Here is a 22,856-nt window from a genome sequence, read left to right as displayed (position 1 = left end):
CCGGCTGCAGGGCATGCCAAAGCGGCGAGGCGCTAGATCTCCAGCTGCCGTGCCGCCAGGTCCTTCATGATCTCCTCGGCGCCGCCGCCGATCATCATCACTTTCACTTCCCGATACAGGCGCTCCACGCGGCTACCGCGCATATAGCCCATGCCGCCCAGCAACTGCACGGCACGGTCCGCGCAGAACTGGAAGGTGCGCGTGGCCAGGTTCTTGGCCATGGCAATCTGCGCCACCGGCGTGGCGCCGTCGTCCAGGCGGCTGGCGAGGTCGTCGAGCAGCGCGCGTGTCGCTTCGATGCGCGTGGCCATGTCGACCAGCTGGTGGCGCACCACCTGGTGGTCGGCCAGACGCTTGCCGAAGGTGCGGCGCGCCCGTGCCCACTCCAGGGCGTCGTGGTAGCAGACCTGCGCGTAGCCGCACGCTGCCGCGGCCAGCGCCAGGCGCTCATGGTTGAAGTTCTTCGTGATCGCGGCGAAACCCTTGCCGGCTTCGCCGATCAGGTTCTCCACCGGCACGCGGCAGTCGTCGAAGAACAGCTGCGCGGTGTCGGACGCCCACCAGCCCATCTTCTTCAGCGGCATGCGCGTCAGGCCCGGCGTATCGCCTTCGACCAGCAGCAGCGAGACCCCACCCGCCCCGGGTCCCCCGGTGCGCACCGCCACGGTGAGGTAGTCCGCGCGCATGCCTGAGGTGATGTACAGCTTGGTACCGTTGACCACGTAATGGCCGCCGTCGCGGCGCGCGCTGGTGGCGAGCTGCGCGACGTCGGAGCCGGCCGCGGGTTCGGTGATCGCCAGCGCGCAGATCTTTTCGCCGGACAGGATCGGCGGCAGCACGCGCGCCTTCATTGCCTTGCTGCCGGCAGCGGCGATCGGCGGGGCGCCGATGGTGTGGGAGAACAGGCCCGAGGCAATGCCGCCGGAACCGCCCCAGGCGCGCTCTTCGAACAGGATCATGCGGTAGAAGGCGTCGCAGGGCACGCCGCCATAGGCCTCCGGGAAGCCGGGCTGCAGGAGGCCGGCTGCAGCGGCCTTGCGATACAGTTCGCGCGGGAAGCTGCCGGCTTCGTCCCACGCGTCCGCATGCGGTGCGACCTCGGTCTCGAAGAAGCGGCGCACCGAGGCGCGGAACGATTCGTGTTCGGCAGAATAATGGCGGGGGTTGGACGGTTGCAGGTTCATCACGCGCCTCAGTCAGCGCTCGGCACCAGGCATTGCGGCGGCTGGTACAGCGGGAAACCGTTGAATGGGGCGGAGCGCTGGTGGGGCGGCAGCGGCCAGGTGTGCTTGGCATTGGGCACGCCGCCGTCAATGCGCACGGTGGAGCCGGTAATGAATGCCGCCGCCGGCGACAGCAGGAACACCACCGCGGCAGAGACTTCGGGTTCGGTGCCCAGACGCTGCAGCGGCACTTTGCGGGCGAGCCGGCGGATCTTCGCCTGGAACGCTTCCGGATACGTGTCGAAGCCGCTGGAGGCAATCCATCCGGGCGCTACCGCATTGACGCGCACACCCGACGCGGCCCACTCGCACGCCGCGGTCTCGGTGAACGACAGCATGCCCGCGCGCGCGGCACCGGAGTGCCCCATGCCGGGCATGCCGTGCCACATGTCGGCGATGATGTTGACGATGGCGCCGCCGTTGGCCTCCATCCATTGCGTGAAGCACTCGCGCGCCACCAGAAAGCCGCCGGTGAGGTTGTTGCGCACCACCGCTTCCCAACCCTTCAGGCTGATGTCGCGCAGCGGCGACGGGAATTGCCCGCCGGCGTTGTTGAACAGGCCGTCGATGCGGCCGTGCGCCGCCAGCACGTCGGCGGTGGTCTGGCGCACCTGGACTTCGTCGCGAATGTCACACACATGCAGCGAGATCCGCGGCGCGGCGGCGGGCTCGGCGGCGATGATCTCGGCACGCACCTGCTCCAGCTTCTCCAGCTTGCGGCCGGCCAGTGCTAGGCTTGCGCCCAGGCTCGCCAGTTCATGCGCGGTACAGCGGCCGATGCCGCTGCCGCCGCCGGTGATCAGGATGGTGCGTCCGGTGAAGAGTTCGCGGTGAAACACGGAATGGTATTGCATGCGGGTCTCCGGGATCATGGGGTGGCGGACAGGCCTAGCCGCTTCACCAGCTTGCCCTGGCTGTCGTAGCGCTGGCGCGCGAACGCGGCGTAGCCGCTGCTGTCGAGGTAGGCCGTTTCCTGGTCAAGCCGGTCCAGCATCTGCTGCATGGCGGGATCGTGCAGGGCCTTGCGGAAGGCATCATGCAGAACCTGCACCGCCTGCGGGTCCAGATTTCGCGGCCCCGCGATGCCGAATGGCGAGGTCGAGACCATGTCCAGGCCCACGTCGCGCAGCGTCGGCACGGCGGGCCATCGGCGCGAACGGCCGGCGGTCCACAGCACCAGCCAGCGTGCCTTGCCGGTGTCGACGTATGGGCCGATGCCGCCGGCGGTCACGCCGAGGTCGATATGCCCGCCCATCATCGCCGTGATGATTTCGGATTCGCCTTTGTACGGCACGTGATTCAGCCGGATCCTGAGCTTCTGGCAGATCTCTTCCATGGTCACGTGCATGGTGCTGTTGGTGCCCGTGGTGCCATAGCTGATCTTGTCCGGGTGGCGACGCGCGTCATCGACCATCTCCGGCCAGGACTTCCATGGGGACTCTGCGCGCACCGACACGCCCAGCGAATAGCCGGTCAGGTGGATCACGTAGGTGAAATCCTGCATCGGGTCAAACTGCGTCTTCTGCAGGTGTGGCAGCCGGAACACCGGCTCGGGCATGATCGTCAGCGTATAGCCGTCAGGCCTGGCACGTGCAACCACGTTGGCACCCAGCACGCCGGCTGCGCCGGGGCGGTTCTCGACCACGACAGTCTGGCCCAGATGCTTGCTGGCGCCGTCTGCCAGCGTGCGCACCAGCGTGTCGGTGGCGCCGCCGGCCGCGAACGGCACGATCAGCGTGACAGGCCGCGCCGGAAATCCCGCCGCCCGGGCGTGGCGGGCTGCCAGCATGCCCAGCGGCGCCAGGATGCCCAGCGCCAGCAGCGCCAGACCGGTACGGCGCCGGCCGTCGATGACTTCAGTGTTCCCAGCCATGGCTTGCCCCTCAAGATGCCTGCCCGTTCATCACGATCAGCGCGTCGAGCGCCACCGCGCCCTGCCCCGCCGCGCGCACCATCAGCGGGTTCACTTCGATCTCGCCAAGCTGGTCACCCAGCGCCAGTGCCGCATCGGACAGCGCGGCGATGGCCGCCGCGGCCGCGTCGAGGTCGGCGGCGGCCTTGCCGCGGAAGCCGGTCATGAGCCGGTAGCCGCGCAGGCCGGACAGCATCTCGCGCGCCATCTCGCGGTCCACCGGCAGCAGCCGGTGCGCCACGTCGTGGAAGATCTCGGTGAAGATGCCGCCCAGGCCGACGGTCATCGCCGGGCCGAAGACCGGATCGCGCGTGACGCCGACGATCAGCTCGCAGACGCCGCTGCTCATCTGCTGCACCAGCACGCCGCGCTGGCGCGCCTGCGGCATCGCAAAGCTTGCGCTGCTCACGATTTCGGCCGCGGCGACGCGCACTTGCTGCGCATCCGCCAGCCCCAGGCGCACGCCGCCGACCTCGGTCTTGTGGGCGATGTCCGGGCTCAGCACCTTGACCGCGACGGGGTACCCGATTCGTTCGGCAGCCATCGCCGCCTGGTCTGGCGTCGCGGCTACCGCTTCGGCGCCAATCGGCACGCCAAAGCCGGCCAACCACTGCTTGGCCTGGTATTCGTCCATTGCCACGTCCGGCAAGTAGCCGGCCGCGCCCGCCCCGGCCTGCGCGCGCAGTGCCATCCAGCGCGCCGTGGCCGCCGCCGTGCCGAGCCAGCCGACATAGGTGCCAAGGGCCCGCGCGGCGCGCGCCACGTCAGGAAACAGCGCGATGCCCGCTGCTGCCAGCCGCGCCCGGCTGGCCGGTTCGCCGGTGGTCGCGACCACGATCAGCCGGTTGGTCTTGCCAGCCACGTCGATCAGTTCGCCCGCAACGCGGTCGAGCAGATAGGCCGTGGCGTAGAGGAAGATCACGTCGGTGCCCGCATCGGCGGCAAGGTGGTCGAGCACCGCGTAGGCCAGGCCGTCGCGGTTGAACAGGTTGCCGGTCATGTCGACCGGGTTGGCCACGCCGCCGATCTCCGGCACTGAGGCCTGCAGGCGTTGCTGCACGGCCTGGTCCAGTGGCGGCACCGCCAGCCCCGCAGCGCTCAACAGGTCGGCGGACAGCGCGCCCATGGCACCCGACACCGACGCCACCACCACGCGCCGGCCCGCGCTGCGCTGGCGAAAGCCCGACAGGTAAGCCACGTCGGTCAGGTGCGCGGGATCGCGCGCCTGCATCGCGCCCAGCTGGGCAAAAGCCGCACGGTAGATGGCCTGGTTGCCGGCCAGCACCGCGGTGTGCGATTGCGTCGCCGAGGAACCGGCCTCGCTCTCGCCGGCCTTGAGCAGGATCAGCGGCTTGCCGGCAGCGCGCAGCCGCGCCGCGGCGTCGATGAAGCGCGGGCCGTTGCGCAGGCCCTCGACATAGCCGGCGACCGCACCGGTCTGCGCATCGTCGGCGAGATAGTCCAGGTAGTCGGCGTAGTCGAGGCAGGCTTCGTTGCCGGTGTTGATGAACTGGTGAAAACCCACGTCCATTTGCCGGCCGGTGGCATAGACGATCGCACAGACATTGCCGCTCTGCGTCAGCAGGCTGACATGGCCGGGGCCGTCCTGCGGCGGGAAGGCTCGGAACGTGGTGGCAAAGGCGGTGACGGCGCGCGTGGTCAGGTTGGCCAGGCCCATGCAGTTGGGGCCGGCGATGGCCATGCCGCTGTCGCGGGCGAAGGCGCTCAGCTCGGCCTGGCGCGCCACGCCGGCCGCGCCCGCTTCAGCAAATCCCGAGGCGTAGAGGATCGCCGCGCGGATGCCGACCGCATGGCAGCGGCGCAGTTGCGGCAACACCTCGTCCGCGCCCAATGCCAGCACGGCGACATCGGGCGTCTGCGGCACCGACTCGATGTCGGGATAGCAAGGCAGCTCGCCGATCTCGGCGTAGCGCGGGTTGACCGGGTAGACCGCGCCGCGGTAGCCGAGGCGCCGCAGGTGGTCCAGCGCCACGCCGCCGATGCGGCTGGTATCGCGCGAGGCGCCGATGATGGCGATCGACGCAGGCTCGAGCAGTCTGGACAGCGGCGGTTGGGACAGCGCGGCGCGGGCCGTGGGGGGTGCCTTGGCGGCTAGGGTCATCGTCATCTCCAGCCTTCCTGTACCGGAAGGTGGAGCGATTCAAGCCGATGCGGCAGGCGGGGGCAAGCCTGCCGGCCGCGGTTGTGCACATGGTGCACACCGGGCCCACGCGCCGCCACGCCAAGTGATGCCTCAAACCTGCGCGAACATCGACGTGATGATGCGCCCCATCTCATGCCGCCGCGACACCGGCATCCGCGACGCCGCGGACACGATGCTGATGGCCGCCTCCGCGCCCATCGACAGCGGCAGTGCAAAGCCGACCCCGGCCACGCCGTCGGCCCCTGCCAGCGCGTAGCCGCTGGCGCGGGCGCGCTCGGCGCCGCGCATCAGCTTGAGCAGGCTGAGACCGCCAGCCTCGTATTCGGCACGGTGCCGCTCGTAATGCGCGCGGATCGCTTCGTTGTCCATGCGCGCCAGCAACGCCATGCTGCCCGTGCCCTGCCCCAGCAGGCGCGAACTGCCGGTGAGCAGCTGGAACGACTTGATGCGGTGGCTGCCCTCTTCCGTGTGCAGGCAATGGCCATGGTCGCCGATGCGCACGATCAGGAAGACCGCGTCGCCGGTCAGCCGCGCCAGCGCCTTCATCCGGGTCACCAGCACGCTGTTGGGCGGCGGGCGGTTCATCGCGCGCAGCCCCAGCGCCATCGCCGCGGTGCCAAGGTGGTAGCGCTTGCCCGTGGTTTCTCGCTCAATGTAGCCGGCGGCCTCTAGAAAGCGCGCCATGCGGTGCGCGGTGGTGCGGTCGATGCCGGCCTGTCGGGCCAGCTCGGGCAGCGCCACGCCGCCTTCATGCTGCTCGGCGAGCCGCTGCAACAACGCGAAGGCTCGGGCCAGGCTCTGGACGCCGCCTGGCGCCGGGTTCTTGGTGGGCATGGGTGTGGCCTGTTGCGGGACGTTGTGCACATTATGCACAAACGGCGCGATTGCGGTTGTCCCCCGCGCCGCGCTGGTTTGCAATCCAGCCATCACGGAACCCCACAGCCAGCGTCATGATTCCCATCGAGACCCGCGTCGACCCGACCTCCGACATCTTTGCCAGCCAGCGCGCCGGCATGCAAGCGCTGATCGACCGCCTGCACCACCTGGAGCAGCGCGCAGTGGCCGCGTCGGAGCGCGCCCGCCCCGCCTTCGCCAGGCGCGGCGCGCTGCTGCCGCGCGAGCGCGTCGGCCGCCTGCTCGACCCGGGCGCGCCCTTCCTTCCGCTCGCCAGCCTGGCCGGCTTCGGCATGGACGACCCCGACCCCGACACCTCGGTGCCGGGCGGATCGCTGGTGGCCGGCATCGGCTTTGTCTGCGGCGTGCGCTGCATGGTGCTCGCCACCGATTCCGGCATCGACGCCGGCGCCATGACCGAAGCCGGCAACATGAAGCTGATGCGCTGCCAGGAAATCGCGCTGGAAAACCGGCTGCCCTTCATCCACCTGGTGGAATCGGCCGGCGCCAACCTGCGCAAATACCGCGTCGACAAGTTCATCCGCGGCGGCAGCCTGTTCTACAACCTCGCGCGCCTGTCGGCCGCGGGCCTGCCGGTGATCACGGTGGTGCACGGCTCGTCGACCGCCGGCGGCGCCTACATGCCGGGGCTGTCGGACTATGTCGTGATGGTGCGCAAGCGCGCCCGTGCCTTCCTGGCGGGGCCCCCGCTGCTGAAGGCCGCAACCGGCGAGATTGCCACCGACGAGGAACTGGGCGGCGCCGACCTGCACGCTACCGTCAGCGGCCTGGCCGAGTACCTGGCGGAAGACGACGAGCATGCCATCGCCACCGCGCGCGACATCGTCGCCAGCCTGGACTGGCCGGCGGTGGCACCGGCACCGGCACAGCCGGCACGCGCGCCGCGCCTGGACCCGGCCGAGCTCGACGGCGTGATGACGCTGGACATGAAGCGCCCGGTCGACATGCGCGAGGTCATCGCCCGCATCGTCGACGACTCGGCGTGGCTGCCGTTCAAGCCCGACTACGGCCCCGGCACCGTATGCGGCCATGCGCGCATCGAGGGCCATGCGGTCGCCTTCATCACCAACAACGGCCCGATCGATCCGGCCGGCGCGACCAAGGCGGCGCAGTTCATCCAGCTGTGCAACCAGTCCGGCACGCCGATCGTGTTCCTGCAGAACACCACCGGCTTTATCGTGGGCCGCGCCTCGGAAGAGGCGGGCATGATCAAGCACGGCTCGAAGATGATTCAGGCGCTGTCGAATTCAACCGTGCCGCAAATCACGATCTATTGCGGCGCCTCGTTCGGCGCGGGCAATTTCGGCATGTGCGGGCGCGGCTTCCATCCGCGCTTCTGCTTCGCCTGGCCGAACGCGCGCACCGCGGTGATGGGCGGCGAGCAGGCGGCGATGACGCTGGAGATCGTCGCGCGCCAGCAGGCCGAACGCAAGGGCGTGCCGGTGGACGAGGGCCAGCTCGCGGCGCAGACTGCCGAGATCGTCGCCAACTTCGAGCGCCAGGCCAGCGCCTTCGTCACCAGCGGGCTGCTGCTGGACGACGGCGTGATCGATCCGCGCGACACCCGCGCCGTGCTGGCCTTCGTGCTGGCGACGGCGCGCGAGGGCAGCCTGCGCGCGCCACGCGCCGTGCAGTTCGGCGTGGCCCGCCTCTGAAGCCGCCCGCACCCGACCCGCCAACAAGAAATCCTGGAGACCAACATGCTCTACACCGAAGACCACCGCAACATCATGGAGAGTATCCGCCGCTTCGTCGCAGCCGAGATCGATCCGCATGTGGACGAATGGGAAGCCGCCGAGATCTTCCCCGCGCATGAACTGTTCAGGAAGATGGGGGCTCTAGGCTTCCTCGGCATCACCAAGCCGGTCGAGTACGGCGGCCTGGGGCTGGACTTCTCCTATGCCATCGCCGCGGCCGAGGCGCTCGGCTATGCGCGCGCGCAAGGCATCGGCATGGGCGTCGGCGTGCAGACCGACATGGCCACGCCGGCGCTGACCGCATTTGGCTCGGATGCGCTCAAGCGCGAATTCCTGGCTCCCGCCATTGCCGGCGACATGGTCTGCTCGATCGGCGTCTCGGAAGCGGGCGCCGGCTCAGACGTGGCCTCGCTGAAGACCCGCGCACGCCGCGACGGCGACGACTACGTCATCAGCGGTTCCAAGATGTGGATCACCAACGGCACCCAGGCCGACTGGATCTGCCTGCTGTGCAACACCTCCGATGGCCCCGCGCACAAGAACAAGTCGCTGATCGTGGTGCCGCTGAAGCAGAACGGCAAGCGCGCCAAAGGCGTGGAAGTGCAGAAGATCCGGAAGTTCGGCATGTGGTGCTCGGACACCGCGCAAATCTTCTTCGACGAGGTGCGGGTGCCGGTGCGCCATCGCATCGGCGAGGAAGGCATGGGCTTTATCTACCAGATGAAGCAGTTCCAGGAAGAGCGCCTGAACGGCGCCGCACGCCGGCTGGCCTGCACCGCGCTGATCGAGGAAACCGCCGACTACCTGCGCCAGCGCATCGCCTTCGGCAAGCCGCTGCTCGACAACCAGTTCATCCAGTTCAAGCTGGCCGAGCTGAAGACCGAGATGGAAGCGCTGCGTGCGCTGGTCTACGTGGCCACGCAGACCTATATCCAGGGCGGCGAAGTCACCGAACTGGCGTCGATGGCCAAGCTCAAGGCGGGCCGGCTGTCGCGCGAGGTGGCGGACTGGTGCATGCAGTTCCAGGGCGGCATGGGATACACCTGGGACAACCATGCCTCGCGCGCCTATCGCGACTTCCGGCTGGGCTCGATCGGCGGCGGCGCGGATGAAGTGATGCTGCAGGTCATCGCCAAGCAGATGGGCCTGATGTCGCGCGGCTGAGCGCGTTGTCTCGAATCGAACCGGACCCCGTCATGCCTGATCCCTTGCACCACCCCGGCGTGATCGTGCGCCGTGCCAACGGCGTGCTGTTTGCCACGCTGCATGTCCCCGCCACGCGCAACGCGCTGGCGCCTGAAGTGGTGGCCGCGCTGGCCGACGCGGTGGCACAGGCCGAATCGGATCCGCAAGTGCGTGCGCTGGTGCTGCGCGGCGCCGGCGGCATTTTCAGCGCCGGCGGCAATGTCGGCAACTTCCAGGCGCGGCTGCAGGCCGATGCCGGCGACGATGACCCCGTGGCCGCGCGCAACCGCCAGTTCGGCTATTTCATGCAGCGGCTGGCCGCTTTGCCGGTGCCGGTCATCGCCGCCGTCGACGGCGCCGCGATGGGTGGCGGCATGGGCCTGGCGTGCGCGGCCGACCTCGTGCTGGCCACGCGCGAGGCGCGCTTCGCGCTTTCGGAAACCACGCTGGGCATCATCGCCGCGCAGATTGCGCCGTTCGTGGTGCAGCGCCTTGGCACAGTGGCAACGCGGCGGCTCGGCCTGACCGGCGAGCGCATCAGCGGCCAGGCGGCCATCACCATGGGCCTGGTCGACCAGCTCGCCGAAGACAGCGCGGCGCTGGACGCGCTGGTCGCCGAATGGCTGACCCGCATCGGCCGCTGCGGCCCGCATGCCAATCGCGTATTCAAGACGCTGGTTGGGCGCTGCCGCGAGGAGCCGGTGGCGCCGCTGCTGGATGAGGCGTCGCGCCTGTTCGCGCAGTGCATGCGTCGCGAAGGCGCCGAGGGCGTGGCCGCCTTCCGCGAGAAGCGCGATGCCAGCTGGGTGGCGCGCTTCGATGCCGACACCGTCCGCGCCGCGCACGCCATCCCCTGATCCCCCCACGATCGCCCGACTTTTTACACCGATTCACCGGATTGCCCATGCCTGCAAACAGCCGCCCCTTCCATACGCTGCTCGTCGCCAACCGCGGCGAGATCGCGGTGCGCATCATGCGCAGTGCGCGCCGCCTTGGCCTCGCCACCGTGGCCGTCTATTCCGAGGCCGACCGCCATGGCGCGCATGTCGCTTGCGCCGACCGCGCGGTCTGCATCGGCGCCGCCGCGCCGCGCGCGTCGTACCTGAACATCGCGGCCATCGTCGACGCCGCGCGCCGCAGCGGCGCCGATGCCGTGCACCCTGGCTATGGCTTCCTCGCCGAGAACGCCGAATTTGCCGAAGCCGTGACTGCCGCGGGGCTGGTCTTCGTCGGCCCGCCGGCGCAGGCGATCCGAGCCATGGGCAACAAGGCCGAGGCCAAGCGGCTGATGCTGGCGGCCGACATGCCGTGCGTGCCCGGCTACCAGGGCACCGCGCAGGACGACGGCACGCTGCTGGCCCAAGCCGCGCAGATCGGCTTCCCGCTGATGGTGAAGGCCGCGGCCGGCGGCGGCGGTCGCGGCATGCGGCTGGTGCGCGAGGCCGCTGAGCTGCCCGCCGCGCTGGCCAGCGCGCGCTCCGAGGCCGCGACGGCATTCGGCTCCAGCGAGCTGATCCTGGAACGCGCCGTGATGGCACCGCGCCATGTCGAGATCCAGGTCTTCGCCGACAGCCACGGCAACGTCGTTCATCTCGGCGAGCGTGACTGCTCGGTGCAGCGCCGCCACCAGAAGGTCATCGAGGAAGCGCCCTCGCCCGCCGTGGGCGCGGCGCTGCGCGCCCGCATGGGCGATGCCGCGGTGCGCGCTGCGCGTGCGATCGGCTACGTCGGCGCCGGCACGATGGAGTTCCTGCTCGACGGCGGCGGTAACTTCTACTTCATGGAGATGAACACGCGCCTGCAGGTCGAGCATGCGGTCACCGAGGCCATCACCGGCTTCGACCTGGTCGAATGGCAGTTGCGCGTGGCCGCCGGCGAGCCGTTGCCGGCCACGCAGGACGCGGTGCGCTTCACCGGCCATGCCATCGAAGTGCGCCTTACCGCCGAAGACGTGCCCGCCGGTTTCCTGCCGCAGGGAGGGCCGCTGCTGCGCTGGCGCCCCCCGGCTGCGGGCCGCGACGTGCGCGTCGACCATGCGCTCGAGGAAGGCGGCACCATCCCCACGCACTATGACTCAATGGTGGCCAAGCTGGTCGCGCATGGCGCCGATCGCGAGGCGGCGCGGCGCAAGCTGCTGCGCGCGGTCGAGGACTGCGTGCTGCTGGGCGTGCCGAGCAACCAGGCGTTCCTGGCCGATTGCCTGGCGAGCGCCGCGTTCGCCGGCAACGAGGTCCATACCGGCTTTGTCGAGACCCATATGCAGGCGGCGCTGCAAGCCGCGCAACCGCCCGCGCAGGTGTCGGCATGCGCGGCACTGCTGGCGGCTGGCGCGCTGGACCTCGGCGGCTCGCCGGCGCTGCTTGCGCGGCCGCCATCGCATGTCGTGCTCGACATTGCCGGGCAGTCCTGGCAGGCGCTGTTGCATAGCGGCGCGGATGGCTGGCATGTCAGCCTGTCCCGCCGCGAACCCGAGGCGCCTGCCGTCGACGTCGCGCTGCGCGTGCTGCGCGCCGATGCCGCCCGGGGCACGGCGCTGGTCGAGTGCGACGGCGTGGCGTATCCGCTGGTCTTTGCCCGCGATCCGAATGCGCTGCACCTGTTCCAGGCCGGCCGCGCCTGGCGCTTCGGCCTGCATGACCCCCGCCGCAAGGCGGGCAAAGAGGGTGGCGCCGATGGCGTGCTGCAGGCACCGCTGACCGCGCGCATCGTCGCCGTGCACGTCGCCGCGGGCGAGCACGTGGCGGCGGGCCAGCCGCTGGTGGTGCTGGAAGCCATGAAGATGGAGCACCTCATCGCCGCGCCCTTTGCCGGCGTGGTGACGGAACTGGCCGCGCGCGCCGGCGGACAGGCCAGTGCGGGCGCCGTGCTGGCGCGCGTGCAAGCGCAGGCCGACACGCCAGCCGACACGCAAACCCACGACAAGGAGCCGGCATGAGCGAACCCGCAAAGACCGTCCGCATCGGCGGCGCCTCCGGCTTCTGGGGCGACTCGGCGATCGCCACGCCGCAACTGCTGACCGTGCCTGGTCTGCAATACCTGGTCTACGACTACCTCGCCGAGACCACCATGTCGATCCTGGCGCGCGCCCGCGCGCGCGACCCGCAGCTCGGCTACGCGACCGACTTCGTGCACGCGGCGATGGCACCGCACCTGGCCGAGATCCTGCGGCGCGGCATTCGCGTGGTGGCCAATGCCGGCGGCCTGAATCCCGAAGCGTGCCGCGATGCGCTGCAACAGGTGGCGGCGCAGCAGGGCCTGTCGCCGCGCATCGCGGTGGTCAGCGGCGACGACATCCAGCCGCGCTTCGCGCAATGGTGCGCCGACGGCCTGACCGACCTGGCCGGCAACCCGATGCCGACCACCGAGCCGTGGTCGGCCAACGTGTACACCGGCGCGCAAGGCATCGCGCGCGCGCTGGCGCTGGGCGCGGACATCGTCATCGCCGGGCGCTGCGTCGACAGCGCCGTGGTGGTTGGCGCGCTCGCCCACGAATTCAACTGGGACTGGTCGGACTGGGATCGCCTCGCCGCCGGCACGCTGGCAGGCCACGTGATCGAGTGCGGCGCGCAGGCGACCGGCGGGCTTTTCACCGACTGGCAACGCGTGCCGGACTGGGACCGCATCGGCTATCCCGTGATCGATTGCGCGCAAGATGGCAGCTTCGTCCTGAGCAAGCCGGAGGACACTGGCGGACTGGTCGATCCGGCAGCGGTTGGCGAACAAGTGCTGTACGAAGTGGGCGACCCGGCCAGCTACCTGATGCCGGACGTGACCTGCGACTTCCGTATGGTGCGCACCGAGCTGGTGGCACCGGGCCAGGTGCGCGTCAGCGGCGCGCGCGGCCGCGCGCCCGGCAGCCACTACAAGGCCAACGCCACCTGGCAGGACGGCTTCCAGCTCAGCCTGATGATGGCGATCCGCGGCATCGACGCGCCCGCCAAGGCCCGCCGCACCGCCGACGCGCTGCTCCAGCGCACGCGCGCCATGCTGGCGGCGCGCGGCTTGCCGGACTATAGCGAAACCATGGTCGAGCTGCTCGGCTGCGAATCGCAGTACGGCCCGCATGCGCGCGCGCTGCCCACGCGCGAAGTCGTGCTGCGCATCGGCGCGCGCCATGCGCAGGCTAAAGCGCTGGCCTTCCTGCAGCGCGAGTGCTCGTCGGCGGGCACCTCGATGGCCGCCGGCACACGCTCGTCCTTCGCGGGCCGCGTCGAGATCCAGCCGGTGGTCAAGGTGTTCTCGTTCCTGGTGCCCAAGGAACAGGTGCCGATGCGCGTGACACTGGGCGACGGCAAGATCGTGCTGCCCGACGCGGCCCTGAGCGGCGCCGCGACGCAGCCGGCACCACTCCCCGCAACACCGGGTGCCGCCATCCCCGACGAGGGGCGCGTAATCCGGCCGCTGGTGGCACTGGCCTATGCCCGCAGTGGCGACAAGGGCGACGACGAAAACATCGGCGTGATCGCGCGCCGGCCGGAATACCTGCCGCTGCTGCGCGAGCAGCTGACACCGCAGGCCGTGCGCGGCTACTTTGCCCACCTGGTCGACGGCGAGGTCGAGCGCTTCGAGGTGCCGGGGCTGCACGCGCTCAATTTCCTGCTGCATGCGGCGCTGGGCGGCGGCGGCGTGGCGAGCCTGCGTTCCGATCCGCTGGGCAAGAGCTATGCACAGATGCTGCTGGATTTTCCGCTGGCGGTGCCGCAAAGCTGGGCCAACTAGAGCCGCAAGAACGCGGGCATCGAAGCCTTATCAACAATACGCGGCGCCGGCGGCAAGCGCCGATCCGATATGGAGGAGACCATGAAAGAACCAAAGCCCAACGGGCGCTTGCGCAGGCTGCTCAGCCTCGGCGTGTTCGCCGGACTGCTGACCGCTGCGCTGCCAACACTGGCACAACCTGACCCGTGGCCCACCCGCCCGGTGCGCGTGGTCGTCCCCTACACGCCCGGCGGCGTGTCCGACGCGGTGACGCGGCTGGTGATGCAGAAGCTGGCCGAACGCATCGGCCAGCCGGTGGTGGTGGAAAACCGCCCCGGCGCCAACGGCATGATCGGCTCGGACAATGTCGCCAAGTCCGCGCCCGACGGCTATTCGCTGCTGGTGGTGGTGGCCGCGCATGCCATCAATCCCAGCCTCTATCCGAAGATGAGCTACGACCCGATCCGGGATCTGACCGGCGTCAGCCTGATCGGGCGCATTCCGCTGCTGATGGTGTCGAGCGCGCAGTTGCCGCCGACCAGCGTAAAGGAGCTGGTGAGCTGGGGCAAGTCCCATCCGGACAAGATGACCTTTGCCTCCAGCGGCAACGGCTCGGGCGCCCACCTGGCCGGCGAGCTGTTCTCGCAGGCGGTCGGCATGACGATGACCCACGTACCCTACAAGGGCATCTCGCCAGCGCTGCCGGACCTGTTCTCCGGCCAGGTCGCCGTGATCTTCGATTCGGTGCAGACCATGATGCCGCAGGTCAAGGCCGGCAAGGTGCGTGCGCTGGCGATATCCAGCCCGGCGCGCTGGCCGGCGGCGCCGGAGGTGCCGACCATGGCCGAGGCCGGCTATCCCGCGGTGACGGCGGGCAGCTGGATCGGGCTGATCGCGCCGGCAAGAACGCCGCCCGCGGTGCTGGCGAAGATTTCGGCGGAGATGGATGCGGTGCTGCGCCAGCCCGAGGTGCGGGCGCGGCTGATCGACTACGGCATCGATCCGGTCGGCGGCAAAGCCGAGCAGTTCCAGGCCTTCATCCAGGAAGAGGCGGTGCGCTGGGGCGCTGTGGTGCGCAAGGGCGGCGTCAGGCTGGAGTAATCACCGCGGAGCCGTTGCCGGCTTCAGCCCCCAAACGCCGCCGCCGCCCGCTCCAGACGGTCCCGCACCCCGGCCCAGTCCTGCCCCTCGGGTAACGCCTCGAACACCAGCTGCGTATAACCCTGCCGGTCGAGCTTGCGCAGCAGCCGGTACAACTCCTGCGCGTAGGCGGCGGCATCAAGCGGCGCCTGCACCCAGGTGCAGCGCTGGTCCGCCAGCGGCGCGCGCCCGACCCAGGCCACGCGGGCATCCGCTGGCAGCGCTTCCAGGCGCGCGGCAGCGGCCTGCGCATCGGCCAGCAGCAGCGGCGTGTGCGGCGCGTAGTGGGCCTTCAGCGTTCCCGACGCGCGCGGCGCAGTGGCGTCAGGCGGCAGCGGGGCCTGGCCCAGCACCTGCGCAAGCATCCCCACCGTGACCGCACCCGGGCGCAGCAGCACCGGGCCGATGCCCTGGTCCAGCCGCGACAGGTCGACGATGGTCGATTCGATGCCGACTTCAACGCCGTCGCCTTCCAGCACATAGACCGCGTCGCCGAATTCATCGCGCACATGCTGCGCGGTGGTCGGGCTGACCTGGCCGAACTTGTTGGCCGAAGGCGCGGCGATGCCGCCGCGGCCGCGCTTGAAGCGCGCCAGCAGCGCCTGCGCCACGGGATGCGACGGGCAGCGCAGGCCGATGCTGTCCTGCCCGCCGGCGACGGCCGCATCGATGTGCGCGGCGCGCTTCAGGATCAGCGTCAGCGGGCCGGGCCAGAAGGCGTCGATCAGTTGCCGGGCGACGTCCGGAACGTCGTCGGTCCAGTAGCCGATGTCGGCACCGTCGACCACGTGCACGATCACCGGATGGTTCGACGGCCGGCCCTTGAGCGCGAAGATGCGGCCGACGGCCGCGGGGTTCTCGGCGTCCGCGCCAAGGCCGTAGACAGTTTCGGTCGGGAAGGCGACCAGTTGCCCGGCCTCGAGCAGGCGGACGGCTTCATCCAGTTCGGCGGCCGTGGGCGTGCGCGGCGACATCGTGTTCCTTCAGGGTGTGGCGTGACGGTCGGCGGAAAATCAGAGAGGGATATGCAGCGCCTGCGCGGCCGCGTTGAACGCGGCGTCGGCGGCTTCGGCATGCTCGCCGATGCAGTTGACATGTCCCATCTTGCGCGACGGACGCGCATCGCTCTTGCCGTACAGGTGCAGCTTGGCGCCCGGTTGCGCCATCACTTCGTCCCAGGCCGGGGTGCGCTCCAGGCCGAACTCGAACCATACGTCGCCCAGCAAGTTCAGCATCTTGCCGGCCGAATGCTGGCGCGTACTGCCCAGCGGCAGCCGCGCCATGGCGCGCACCTGCTGCTCGAACTGGCTGGTCTCGCAAGCGTCCATGGTGATATGGCCCGAATTGTGCGGGCGCGGCGCCATTTCGTTGGCGACCAGCGAGCCATCGGTGAGCACGAAGAACTCGATGCACAGCACGCCGACATAGCCCATTTCGGTGGCAATGGCGGCGGCCGCGGCGCGGGCCCGGTCGGCGATCTCGGGCGAAACGCTGGAGGACGGCATTTCGGTGGAGAACAGGATGCCGTCGCGGTGGACGTTCTCGGCCAGCGGCCAGGTGGCGGTGGCGCCGTTGGCGCCGCGCGCGGCCAGCACCGACACCTCGTACGCCAGCGGCAGCATCTGCTCCAGCACGCACGGCACGTGCTGCATCGCCTTCCACGCGGCGCGCACGTCGTCGCGCGTCTTCACGCGCGCCTGGCCCTTGCCGTCGTAGCCCATGCGCGCGGTCTTGAGGATGCCGGGCAGCACGTGGTCGGGCAACTGGTCGACGTCGGCGTCGTGCTGGATCACCCAGTGCGGCGCCGTCGGCACGCCGGTGCGCTCGGCGCACGCGGCAAAGAACTTCTTCTCGCCGATGCGGTTCTGCGCGATCGACACGCAGTAGCCGCGCGGCGCGACGAATGCGCCCAGCTGCTCCAGCCGGTCGAGCGACAGCGACGGCACGTTCTCGAACTCGGTGCTCACCGCCTGGCACAGCTTGCCCATCTCGGCCAGCGCGGCCTCGTCGGTGTATTGCGCGCAGATGTGCTTGTCGGCCACCACGCCCGCCGGGCTGTCCTGGTCCGGGTCGAGCACGCACACGCGATAGCCCATCGCCTGCGCCGCATGCGTAAACATGCGGCCGAGCTGGCCGCCGCCCAGCATGCCCAGCCACGCGCCGGGCAGGATGGGCGCGTCGGGACGGTCGACGCCGAACTCGGCGCGCGATTCCGGCGTATGGGCTTCGGAGAGGTAGGGGTGGATATCGGTGGGCATGGCTCGGTTCCGTGGAGTCCGGAGGGTTACAGCGGCAGGTTTACTGCGGCAACGTCATCGCGCGCGCGGCTTCGGTCTGCTTCGCGCGGAACGCTTCCAGCGCGGCGGCCAGCGCCTCGTCGGTGGTGGCCAGCGTGGCGATCGCGTGCAGCGCGGCATTGGCCGCGCCCGCCTCGCCGATGGCGAAGGTGGCCACCGGCACGCCCTTGGGCATCTGCACGATCGACAGCAGCGAGTCCTCGCCGCGCAGGTACTTCGACGGCACCGGCACGCCGAACACCGGCACGATGGTCTTGGCGGCGATCATGCCGGGCAGGTGCGCGGCACCGCCGGCACCGGCGATGATGGCGCGCAGGCCGCGGCTGCGTGCGCTCTCGGCATAGCGGAACATGTCATCGGCCATGCGGTGCGCGGACACCACCTGGGCTTCGAACGGCACGCCGAAATCCTTCAGCATGGCCACGGCGTGCTGCATCACGTCCCAGTCGGAACTGCTGCCCATGACGACGCCGACCAATGGCTTGTCTTGCTTGCTCACGTTTGATCCTTGCTTGTTTGCTCCCCTTTCCCGCGGGCGGGAGAGGGGCCGGGAGTGAGGGCCGGCGGTTCTCGATGCGTGGCACCTTGCTGAACCACCCCTCACCCTGCCCTCTCCTCATGAGGGGAGAGGGGAACACCGTTGGCTTACCCGGAAGCCCGTGGAAATTTACTGCAGTGCTTCGCCCGTCAGGCGCGTCAGCGCCTCGCGGTACTTCGCCGCGGTCTTCTCGATCACGTCGTCCGGCAGCTGCGGCGCCGGCGCGGTCTTGGGCCACGGCTTGCCGTCGATGCGCACGGCTTCCAGCCAGTCACGCACGAACTGCTTGTCGAACGACGGCGGGTTGGTGCCCACCTGGTACGAATCGGCCGGCCAGAAGCGCGACGAATCGGCGGTCAGCACCTCGTCCATCAGCGTCAGCACGCCGTTGTCGTCCAGGCCGAACTCGAACTTGGTGTCGGCGATGATAATGCCGCGCGTGGCCGCGAACTCGGCCGCTTCCTTGTACAGGCGGATCGAGATCTCGCGCATCTGGCGCGCCAGCGCGATGCCGATGCGGGCCTCGACCTCGGCGAACGAGATGTTCTCGTCGTGCTCGCCCATCTCGGCCTTGGCCGCCGGCGTGAAGATCGGCTCGGGCAGCTTCTGCGCGTTCTGCAGGCCGGGCGGCAGTTCGATGCCGCACACCTTGCCGGTGGCCTGGTAGTCCTTCCAGCCGCTGCCGGCGAGGTAGCCGCGCACCACGGCTTCCACCAGGATCGGCTTCAGGCGCTTGACCACCACCGCGCGGCCCCTGACCTGCTCCACTTCATCCGCGGCCACCACGGTCTCGGGCGCGATGCCGGTCTCGTGGTTCGGCACGATGTGCGCGAGCTTGCGGAACCAGAAGTTCGCCATCTGGTTCAGCACGCGGCCCTTGTCGGGGATCGGCTCGCCCATGATGACGTCGAACGCCGACAGGCGGTCGGTGGTGACGATCAGCAGCTTGTCATCGCCGACGGCGTAGTTGTCGCGCACCTTGCCGTGGCCCAGCAGCGGCAGCGAGTTGATGGAGGACTGGTAGAGAGCGTTGGACATGATGGTTCCGATAAAACGGCGAAGCCGCCGGGCGCTAAATGCGTGCCGCGGCGGCCGGAACTGCAACCCGCCCTCCCCTTGCGTGGGAAGGCGGACATGGGACTTTACTGCACGACCTGCGCCAGCTTGCCCGACTTGTACTGCTGCGCGATCTCGCTCAGCGCCACCGGCTTGATCTTGCCGGCCTGGCCTTCGCAGCCGAACGCCAGGTAGCGTGCCTTGCACACCTGCTTGGCGGCTTCGCGGGCCGGCTTCAGGTATTCGCGCGGGTCGAACTTGCTCGGGTTCTCGGCGAAGAAGCGGCGGATCGCGCCGGTCATGGCCAGGCGGATGTCGGTGTCGATGTTGATCTTGCGCACGCCGTACTTGATCGCTTCCTGGATTTCCTCGACCGGCACGCCGTAGGTTTCCTTCATGTCGCCGCCGAACTTGCGGATCTCTTCCAGCAGTTCCTGCGGCACCGACGACGAGCCGTGCATCACCAGGTGGGTGTTGGGGATGCGGGCGTGGATTTCCTTGATGCGGTTAATCGCCAGGATGTCGCCGGTGGGCTTGCGGGTGAACTTGTAGGCGCCGTGCGAGGTGCCGATGGCGATGGCCAGCGCGTCGAGCTGGGTGGCCTTGACGAAGTCGGCGGCCTGCTCGGGGTCGGTCAGCAGCATGGAGTGGTCCAGCTTGCCTTCGGCGCCGATGCCGTCTTCTTCGCCGGCTTCACCGGTTTCGAGCGAGCCCAGGCAGCCCAGTTCGCCTTCGACGGTGACGCCGATGGCGTGCGACAGCTGCACCACCTTGCGGGTCACGTCGACGTTGTATTCATAATCGGCCGGGGTCTTGCCGTCTTCGCGCAGCGAGCCATCCATCATCACCGACGAGAAGCCCAGGTCGATCGCGGCCTGGCAGATTGCGGGCGACTGGCCGTGGTCCTGGTGCATCACCACCGGGATATGCGGATAGGCTTCGACCGCGGCTTCGATCAGGTGGCGCAGGAAGTGCTCGCCGGCGTATTTGCGGGCGCCGGCCGAGGCTTGCATGATCACCGGAGCGTTGACCTCGTCGGCCGCCTGCATGATGGCCTGCACTTGCTCGAGGTTGTTCACGTTGAAGGCCGGCAGGCCGTAGCTGTTCTCGGCTGCGTGGTCCAGCAGCTGGCGCATCGAAACGAGTGGCATGTCTAACTCCTAAATGAAAATGGGATGTCTCGGTATTTTTCTGTCGGCGCTCAATGCCCCACCCTGACGATCTTCAGGGTGTTGGTACCGCCCGGCTGGCCCATCGGCTCGCCGATGGTCAGCACGATGAAATCGCCCCGCTGCACCACGCCCTGCGCCAGCAGCAGTTCCTCGGCCTGCTCCAGCGCGGTATCGCGGTCGGCGCTGGACTGCAGCGGCAGCGGCACCACGTTGCGGTACAGCTGCATCTTGCGCTGCGACGCCAGGTTGGGCGTCATCGCGTAGATCGGCACATGGATGCGGTGCCGGCTCATCCACAGCGCGGTCGCGCCCGAATCGGTCAGCGCCGCGATCGCCTTCACCTGCAGATGATAGGCGGTGAACAGCGCGCCCATCGCCACCGACTGGTCGATGCGCGAGAAGGTCTGGTTCAGGAAATCGGTGTCGAGCTGCACCACCTCGGACTTCTCGGCCTCGATGCAGACCGCGGCCATGGCCTCGACGGTCTCGACCGGATAGCGGCCGGCGGCGGTCTCGGCCGACAGCATCACGGCGTCGGTGCCGTCCAGCACGGCGTTGGCCACGTCCGAGACCTCGGCGCGCGTCGGCACCGGGTTGACGATCATGCTTTCCATCATCTGCGTGGCGGTGATGGTCAGCTTGTTGGCCTCGCGCGCCAGCCGGATCATGCGCTTCTGCAGCGCCGGCACGGCGGCGTTGCCGACTTCCACGGCAAGGTCGCCGCGCGCCACCATGATGCCGTCGGAGGCCTGCAGGATTTCTTCCAGCACGCCCGGATGGATGGCTTCGGCGCGCTCGATCTTGGCGATCATGCGGGCCCGGTGGCCGTGCGGCTGGCCGGCCACGGCGGCCAGCTGGCGCGCCATTTCCATGTCGGTGGCGTTCTTGGGGAAGCTGACCGCGACATAGTCCGCGCCGAGGGCCATGGCGGTCTTGATGTCGTCCATGTCCTTGGCGGTCAGCGCCGGCGCCGACAGCCCGCCGCCCTGGCGGTTGATGCCCTTGTTGTTGGACAGCTCGCCGCCGACGCGCACGGTGGTGAAGATCTCGGTGCCGAGCACGCGCTCGACCACCAGCACGATCAGGCCGTCGTTGAGCAGCAGCAGGTCGCCCGGCCCGACGTCGCGCGGCAGGTCCTGGTAGTCCAGGCCGGCGCGCGCTTCGTTGCCGAGCTTGCAGCTGGAATCCAGGATGAAGGGGTCGCCGGCCTTGAGCAGGACCTTGCCGTGCTCGAACTTGCCCACGCGGATCTTGGGGCCCTGCAGGTCGGCCATGATGGCGACCTCGCGCCCGCACGCCTGCGCCGCCTCGCGCACCAGCCGGGCGCGGTCGAGATGGTCCTGGGCGGTGCCGTGCGAGAAATTCAGCCGCACCACGTCGACCCCTGCCGCGATCATGCGGGTCAGGATTTCCAGCGAGCTGGAAGCGGGGCCGATGGTGGCAACGATCTTGGTGGAACGGGTCATGCGCGGATTTCCTTGGTGAAGGACGGGGCCCGGCATGGCGCCAGGGCCTGGCGGATGCTTCAGCCTGCTGCGCGCTGTTCCAGCACTTCAAAGGCGGGCAGCTTCTTGCCTTCCAGGAATTCCAGGAACGCGCCGCCGCCGGTGGAGATATAACCGACGCGGTCGGCGATGCCGTACTTGGCGATGGCGGCCAGCGTGTCGCCACCGCCGGCGATCGAGAAGGCCTTCGATTCGGCGATGGCCTCGGCCAGCACCCTGGTGCCGTTGCCGAACTGGTCGAACTCGAACACGCCGACCGGGCCGTTCCAGACGATGGTGCCGGCGGCCTTGAGCTGTTCGGCCAGCATCGCCGCGGTCTTGGGACCGATGTCGAGGATCATGTCGTCGTCGGCGACGTCCTTGACGTCCTTGACGGTCGCCGTGGCGGTCGCGCTGAATTCCTTGGCGCAGACCACGTCGACGGGAATGGGCACCGAGGCGCCGCGCCCGGCCATGATGTCGATGATGGCCTTGGCATCGCCGACCAGGTCGGCCTCGGCCAGCGACTTGCCGATCTTCAGGCCGGCGGCCAGCATGAAGGTGTTGGCGATGCCGCCGCCGACGACCAGGTTGTCGACCTTGTCGGCCAGCGACTTCAGGATGGTCAGCTTGGTCGACACCTTGGAACCGGCCACGATCGCCACCAGCGGACGGGCCGGCTGGCCCAGCGCCTTGCCCAGCGCATCGATCTCGGCGGCCAGCAGCGGGCCGGCGCAGGCGATCGGCGCGTACCTGGCGATGCCGTGGGTGGTGGCTTCGGCGCGGTGCGCGGTGCCGAAGGCATCGTTGACGTAGACGTCGCACAGCTTGGCCATCTTCTGGGCCAGTTCGTCGCTGTTCTTCTTCTCGCCCTTGTTGACGCGGCAGTTTTCCAGCAGCACCACCTGGCCGGGCGCCACTTCGACGCCGTCGACCCAGTTCTGCACCAGCTTGACCGGCTTGCCCAGCAGTTCGGACAGGCGCGCGCCAATCGGCGCCAGCGAATCCTCGGGCTTGAACTCGCCCTCGGTCGGGCGGCCCAGGTGGGACGTGACCATCACCGCGGCGCCGGCGGCCAGGCAGGCCTCGATGGCGGGCACGGAGGCGCGGATGCGGGTGTCCTCGGTGATGTGGCCGGCGTCGTCCTGCGGCACGTTCAGGTCGGCACGGATGAACACCCGCTTGCCGGAGAGTTTGCCTTGGGAAATCAGATCGGAAAGACGCAGGACAGAGGTCATGACGGTGGATGGCGCGAGATTTCGCTGCTGACTCGGAGAAACCGGCATTTTACCTGATCGCGATCAGGGCTTTGCCGATTCCGGACCGTGGCGGACGGGGAAGCGCTCCGCGGCGCACAAACCAGCCACGGTACGCG

General features: G+C 69.3%; 18 protein-coding genes. 6 read left to right on the top strand and 12 right to left on the bottom strand.

The genetic code is table 11. The annotated features are described in order from the left end of the window. Window positions 1-32 precede the first annotated feature (32 nt). The 5 genes from ACOCMH_RS19580 to ACOCMH_RS19560 form a co-directional block, all read right to left on the bottom strand. The gene (locus ACOCMH_RS19580; protein WP_427312609.1) at window positions 33-1,184 is read right to left on the bottom strand and encodes an acyl-CoA dehydrogenase family protein; all 1,152 of its coding nucleotides are present in this window, start codon (window positions 1,182-1,184) and stop codon (window positions 33-35) included. A gap of 8 nt (window positions 1,185-1,192) precedes the next feature. Further along, complete coding sequence (locus ACOCMH_RS19575) at window positions 1,193-2,077, bottom strand: SDR family oxidoreductase (RefSeq protein WP_427312608.1); 885 nt, start codon at window positions 2,075-2,077, stop codon at window positions 1,193-1,195. Window positions 2,078-2,091: 14 nt separating this feature from the next. After that, window positions 2,092-3,096: a tripartite tricarboxylate transporter substrate binding protein gene (locus ACOCMH_RS19570; RefSeq protein WP_427312607.1), complete on the bottom strand. Its 1,005-nt coding sequence runs from the start codon at window positions 3,094-3,096 to the stop codon at window positions 2,092-2,094. 10 nt (window positions 3,097-3,106) lie between these two features. Further along, window positions 3,107-5,257 carry an acetate--CoA ligase family protein gene (locus ACOCMH_RS19565; protein WP_427313325.1) on the bottom strand — a complete coding sequence of 717 codons (2,151 nt, stop codon included), beginning with the start codon at window positions 5,255-5,257 and terminating at the stop codon, window positions 3,107-3,109. A gap of 132 nt (window positions 5,258-5,389) precedes the next feature. Beyond that, the gene (locus tag ACOCMH_RS19560; RefSeq protein ID WP_427312606.1) at window positions 5,390-6,133 is read right to left on the bottom strand and encodes an IclR family transcriptional regulator; all 744 of its coding nucleotides are present in this window, start codon (window positions 6,131-6,133) and stop codon (window positions 5,390-5,392) included. Between the two features lie 116 nt (window positions 6,134-6,249). Here ACOCMH_RS19560 and ACOCMH_RS19555 point away from each other — a divergent pair, with 116 nt between their 5' ends. The 6 genes from ACOCMH_RS19555 (at window position 6,250) to ACOCMH_RS19530 (ending at window position 14,895) form a co-directional block, all read left to right on the top strand. Next, window positions 6,250-7,869, top strand: coding sequence for an acyl-CoA carboxylase subunit beta (locus tag ACOCMH_RS19555; RefSeq protein WP_427312605.1), 1,620 nt, complete (start codon window positions 6,250-6,252; stop codon window positions 7,867-7,869). A 45-nt stretch (window positions 7,870-7,914) separates the two neighbouring features. Continuing rightward, a complete protein-coding gene (locus ACOCMH_RS19550) occupies window positions 7,915-9,075 on the top strand; it encodes an acyl-CoA dehydrogenase family protein (RefSeq protein ID WP_427312604.1) in 1,161 nt (386 codons plus the stop codon). A gap of 32 nt (window positions 9,076-9,107) precedes the next feature. Next, on the top strand, window positions 9,108-9,953 hold the full coding sequence (locus ACOCMH_RS19545; protein ID WP_427312603.1) for an enoyl-CoA hydratase/isomerase family protein: 846 nt from the start codon (window positions 9,108-9,110) through the stop codon (window positions 9,951-9,953). 47 nt (window positions 9,954-10,000) lie between these two features. Beyond that, window positions 10,001-12,031 (top strand): acetyl/propionyl/methylcrotonyl-CoA carboxylase subunit alpha, encoded by a 2,031-nt coding sequence (locus tag ACOCMH_RS19540; RefSeq protein ID WP_427312602.1) that lies wholly within the window; start codon window positions 10,001-10,003, stop codon window positions 12,029-12,031. Further along, a complete protein-coding gene (locus ACOCMH_RS19535; RefSeq protein WP_427312601.1) occupies window positions 12,028-13,815 on the top strand; it encodes an acyclic terpene utilization AtuA family protein in 1,788 nt (595 codons plus the stop codon). The genes ACOCMH_RS19540 and ACOCMH_RS19535 overlap by 4 nt, the downstream gene beginning before the upstream one ends. Before the next feature lie 81 nt (window positions 13,816-13,896). Then, window positions 13,897-14,895 carry a tripartite tricarboxylate transporter substrate binding protein gene (locus ACOCMH_RS19530; protein ID WP_427312600.1) on the top strand — a complete coding sequence of 333 codons (999 nt, stop codon included), beginning with the start codon at window positions 13,897-13,899 and terminating at the stop codon, window positions 14,893-14,895. Window positions 14,896-14,918: 23 nt separating this feature from the next. Here ACOCMH_RS19530 and ACOCMH_RS19525 read toward each other — a convergent pair whose 3' ends face one another. The 7 genes from ACOCMH_RS19525 to ACOCMH_RS19495 all read right to left on the bottom strand — a co-directional run bounded on the left by ACOCMH_RS19525 (window position 14,919) and on the right by ACOCMH_RS19495 (window position 22,719). Beyond that, the gene (locus ACOCMH_RS19525; RefSeq protein ID WP_427312599.1) at window positions 14,919-15,908 is read right to left on the bottom strand and encodes an L-threonylcarbamoyladenylate synthase; all 990 of its coding nucleotides are present in this window, start codon (window positions 15,906-15,908) and stop codon (window positions 14,919-14,921) included. Between the two features lie 39 nt (window positions 15,909-15,947). Further along, the gene (locus tag ACOCMH_RS19520) at window positions 15,948-17,192 is read right to left on the bottom strand and encodes a 5-(carboxyamino)imidazole ribonucleotide synthase (protein WP_171514102.1); all 1,245 of its coding nucleotides are present in this window, start codon (window positions 17,190-17,192) and stop codon (window positions 15,948-15,950) included. A gap of 40 nt (window positions 17,193-17,232) precedes the next feature. Continuing rightward, complete coding sequence (purE, locus tag ACOCMH_RS19515) at window positions 17,233-17,730, bottom strand: 5-(carboxyamino)imidazole ribonucleotide mutase (RefSeq protein ID WP_427312598.1); 498 nt, start codon at window positions 17,728-17,730, stop codon at window positions 17,233-17,235. Window positions 17,731-17,898: 168 nt separating this feature from the next. Beyond that, on the bottom strand, window positions 17,899-18,807 hold the full coding sequence (locus ACOCMH_RS19510) for a phosphoribosylaminoimidazolesuccinocarboxamide synthase (RefSeq protein ID WP_427312597.1): 909 nt from the start codon (window positions 18,805-18,807) through the stop codon (window positions 17,899-17,901). A 104-nt stretch (window positions 18,808-18,911) separates the two neighbouring features. Continuing rightward, window positions 18,912-19,976: a class II fructose-bisphosphate aldolase gene (gene fba, locus ACOCMH_RS19505; protein ID WP_427312596.1), complete on the bottom strand. Its 1,065-nt coding sequence runs from the start codon at window positions 19,974-19,976 to the stop codon at window positions 18,912-18,914. 50 nt (window positions 19,977-20,026) lie between these two features. Further along, the gene (pyk, locus tag ACOCMH_RS19500; protein ID WP_427312595.1) at window positions 20,027-21,463 is read right to left on the bottom strand and encodes a pyruvate kinase; all 1,437 of its coding nucleotides are present in this window, start codon (window positions 21,461-21,463) and stop codon (window positions 20,027-20,029) included. A gap of 59 nt (window positions 21,464-21,522) precedes the next feature. Next, window positions 21,523-22,719 carry a phosphoglycerate kinase gene (locus tag ACOCMH_RS19495; RefSeq protein ID WP_427312594.1) on the bottom strand — a complete coding sequence of 399 codons (1,197 nt, stop codon included), beginning with the start codon at window positions 22,717-22,719 and terminating at the stop codon, window positions 21,523-21,525. Window positions 22,720-22,856: the final 137 nt, after the last annotated feature.

It is taken from the genome of Cupriavidus sp. H39 (assembly GCF_050271075.1).
Lineage (GTDB): Bacteria > Pseudomonadota > Gammaproteobacteria > Burkholderiales > Burkholderiaceae > Cupriavidus > Cupriavidus necator_B.
This window is presented reverse-complemented; position numbering and strand designations above follow the sequence as displayed.

What these genes read in the sequence shown, in the direction of transcription:
- ACOCMH_RS19580 (WP_427312609.1), bottom strand. Translation starts at nt 1,184, where the DNA reads ATGAACCTGCAACCGTCCAACCCCCGCCATTATTCTGCCGAACACGAA.
- ACOCMH_RS19575 (WP_427312608.1), bottom strand. Translation starts at nt 2,077, where the DNA reads ATGCAATACCATTCCGTGTTTCACCGCGAACTCTTCACCGGACGCACC.
- ACOCMH_RS19570 (WP_427312607.1), bottom strand. Translation starts at nt 3,096, where the DNA reads ATGGCTGGGAACACTGAAGTCATCGACGGCCGGCGCCGTACCGGTCTG.
- ACOCMH_RS19565 (WP_427313325.1), bottom strand. Translation starts at nt 5,257, where the DNA reads ATGACCCTAGCCGCCAAGGCACCCCCCACGGCCCGCGCCGCGCTGTCC.
- ACOCMH_RS19560 (WP_427312606.1), bottom strand. Translation starts at nt 6,133, where the DNA reads ATGCCCACCAAGAACCCGGCGCCAGGCGGCGTCCAGAGCCTGGCCCGA.
- ACOCMH_RS19555 (WP_427312605.1), top strand. Translation starts at nt 6,250, where the DNA reads ATGATTCCCATCGAGACCCGCGTCGACCCGACCTCCGACATCTTTGCC.
- ACOCMH_RS19550 (WP_427312604.1), top strand. Translation starts at nt 7,915, where the DNA reads ATGCTCTACACCGAAGACCACCGCAACATCATGGAGAGTATCCGCCGC.
- ACOCMH_RS19545 (WP_427312603.1), top strand. Translation starts at nt 9,108, where the DNA reads ATGCCTGATCCCTTGCACCACCCCGGCGTGATCGTGCGCCGTGCCAAC.
- ACOCMH_RS19540 (WP_427312602.1), top strand. Translation starts at nt 10,001, where the DNA reads ATGCCTGCAAACAGCCGCCCCTTCCATACGCTGCTCGTCGCCAACCGC.
- ACOCMH_RS19535 (WP_427312601.1), top strand. Translation starts at nt 12,028, where the DNA reads ATGAGCGAACCCGCAAAGACCGTCCGCATCGGCGGCGCCTCCGGCTTC.
- ACOCMH_RS19530 (WP_427312600.1), top strand. Translation starts at nt 13,897, where the DNA reads ATGAAAGAACCAAAGCCCAACGGGCGCTTGCGCAGGCTGCTCAGCCTC.
- ACOCMH_RS19525 (WP_427312599.1), bottom strand. Translation starts at nt 15,908, where the DNA reads ATGTCGCCGCGCACGCCCACGGCCGCCGAACTGGATGAAGCCGTCCGC.
- ACOCMH_RS19520 (WP_171514102.1), bottom strand. Translation starts at nt 17,192, where the DNA reads ATGCCCACCGATATCCACCCCTACCTCTCCGAAGCCCATACGCCGGAA.
- ACOCMH_RS19510 (WP_427312597.1), bottom strand. Translation starts at nt 18,807, where the DNA reads ATGTCCAACGCTCTCTACCAGTCCTCCATCAACTCGCTGCCGCTGCTG.
- fba (WP_427312596.1), bottom strand. Translation starts at nt 19,976, where the DNA reads ATGCCACTCGTTTCGATGCGCCAGCTGCTGGACCACGCAGCCGAGAAC.
- pyk (WP_427312595.1), bottom strand. Translation starts at nt 21,463, where the DNA reads ATGACCCGTTCCACCAAGATCGTTGCCACCATCGGCCCCGCTTCCAGC.
- ACOCMH_RS19495 (WP_427312594.1), bottom strand. Translation starts at nt 22,719, where the DNA reads ATGACCTCTGTCCTGCGTCTTTCCGATCTGATTTCCCAAGGCAAACTC.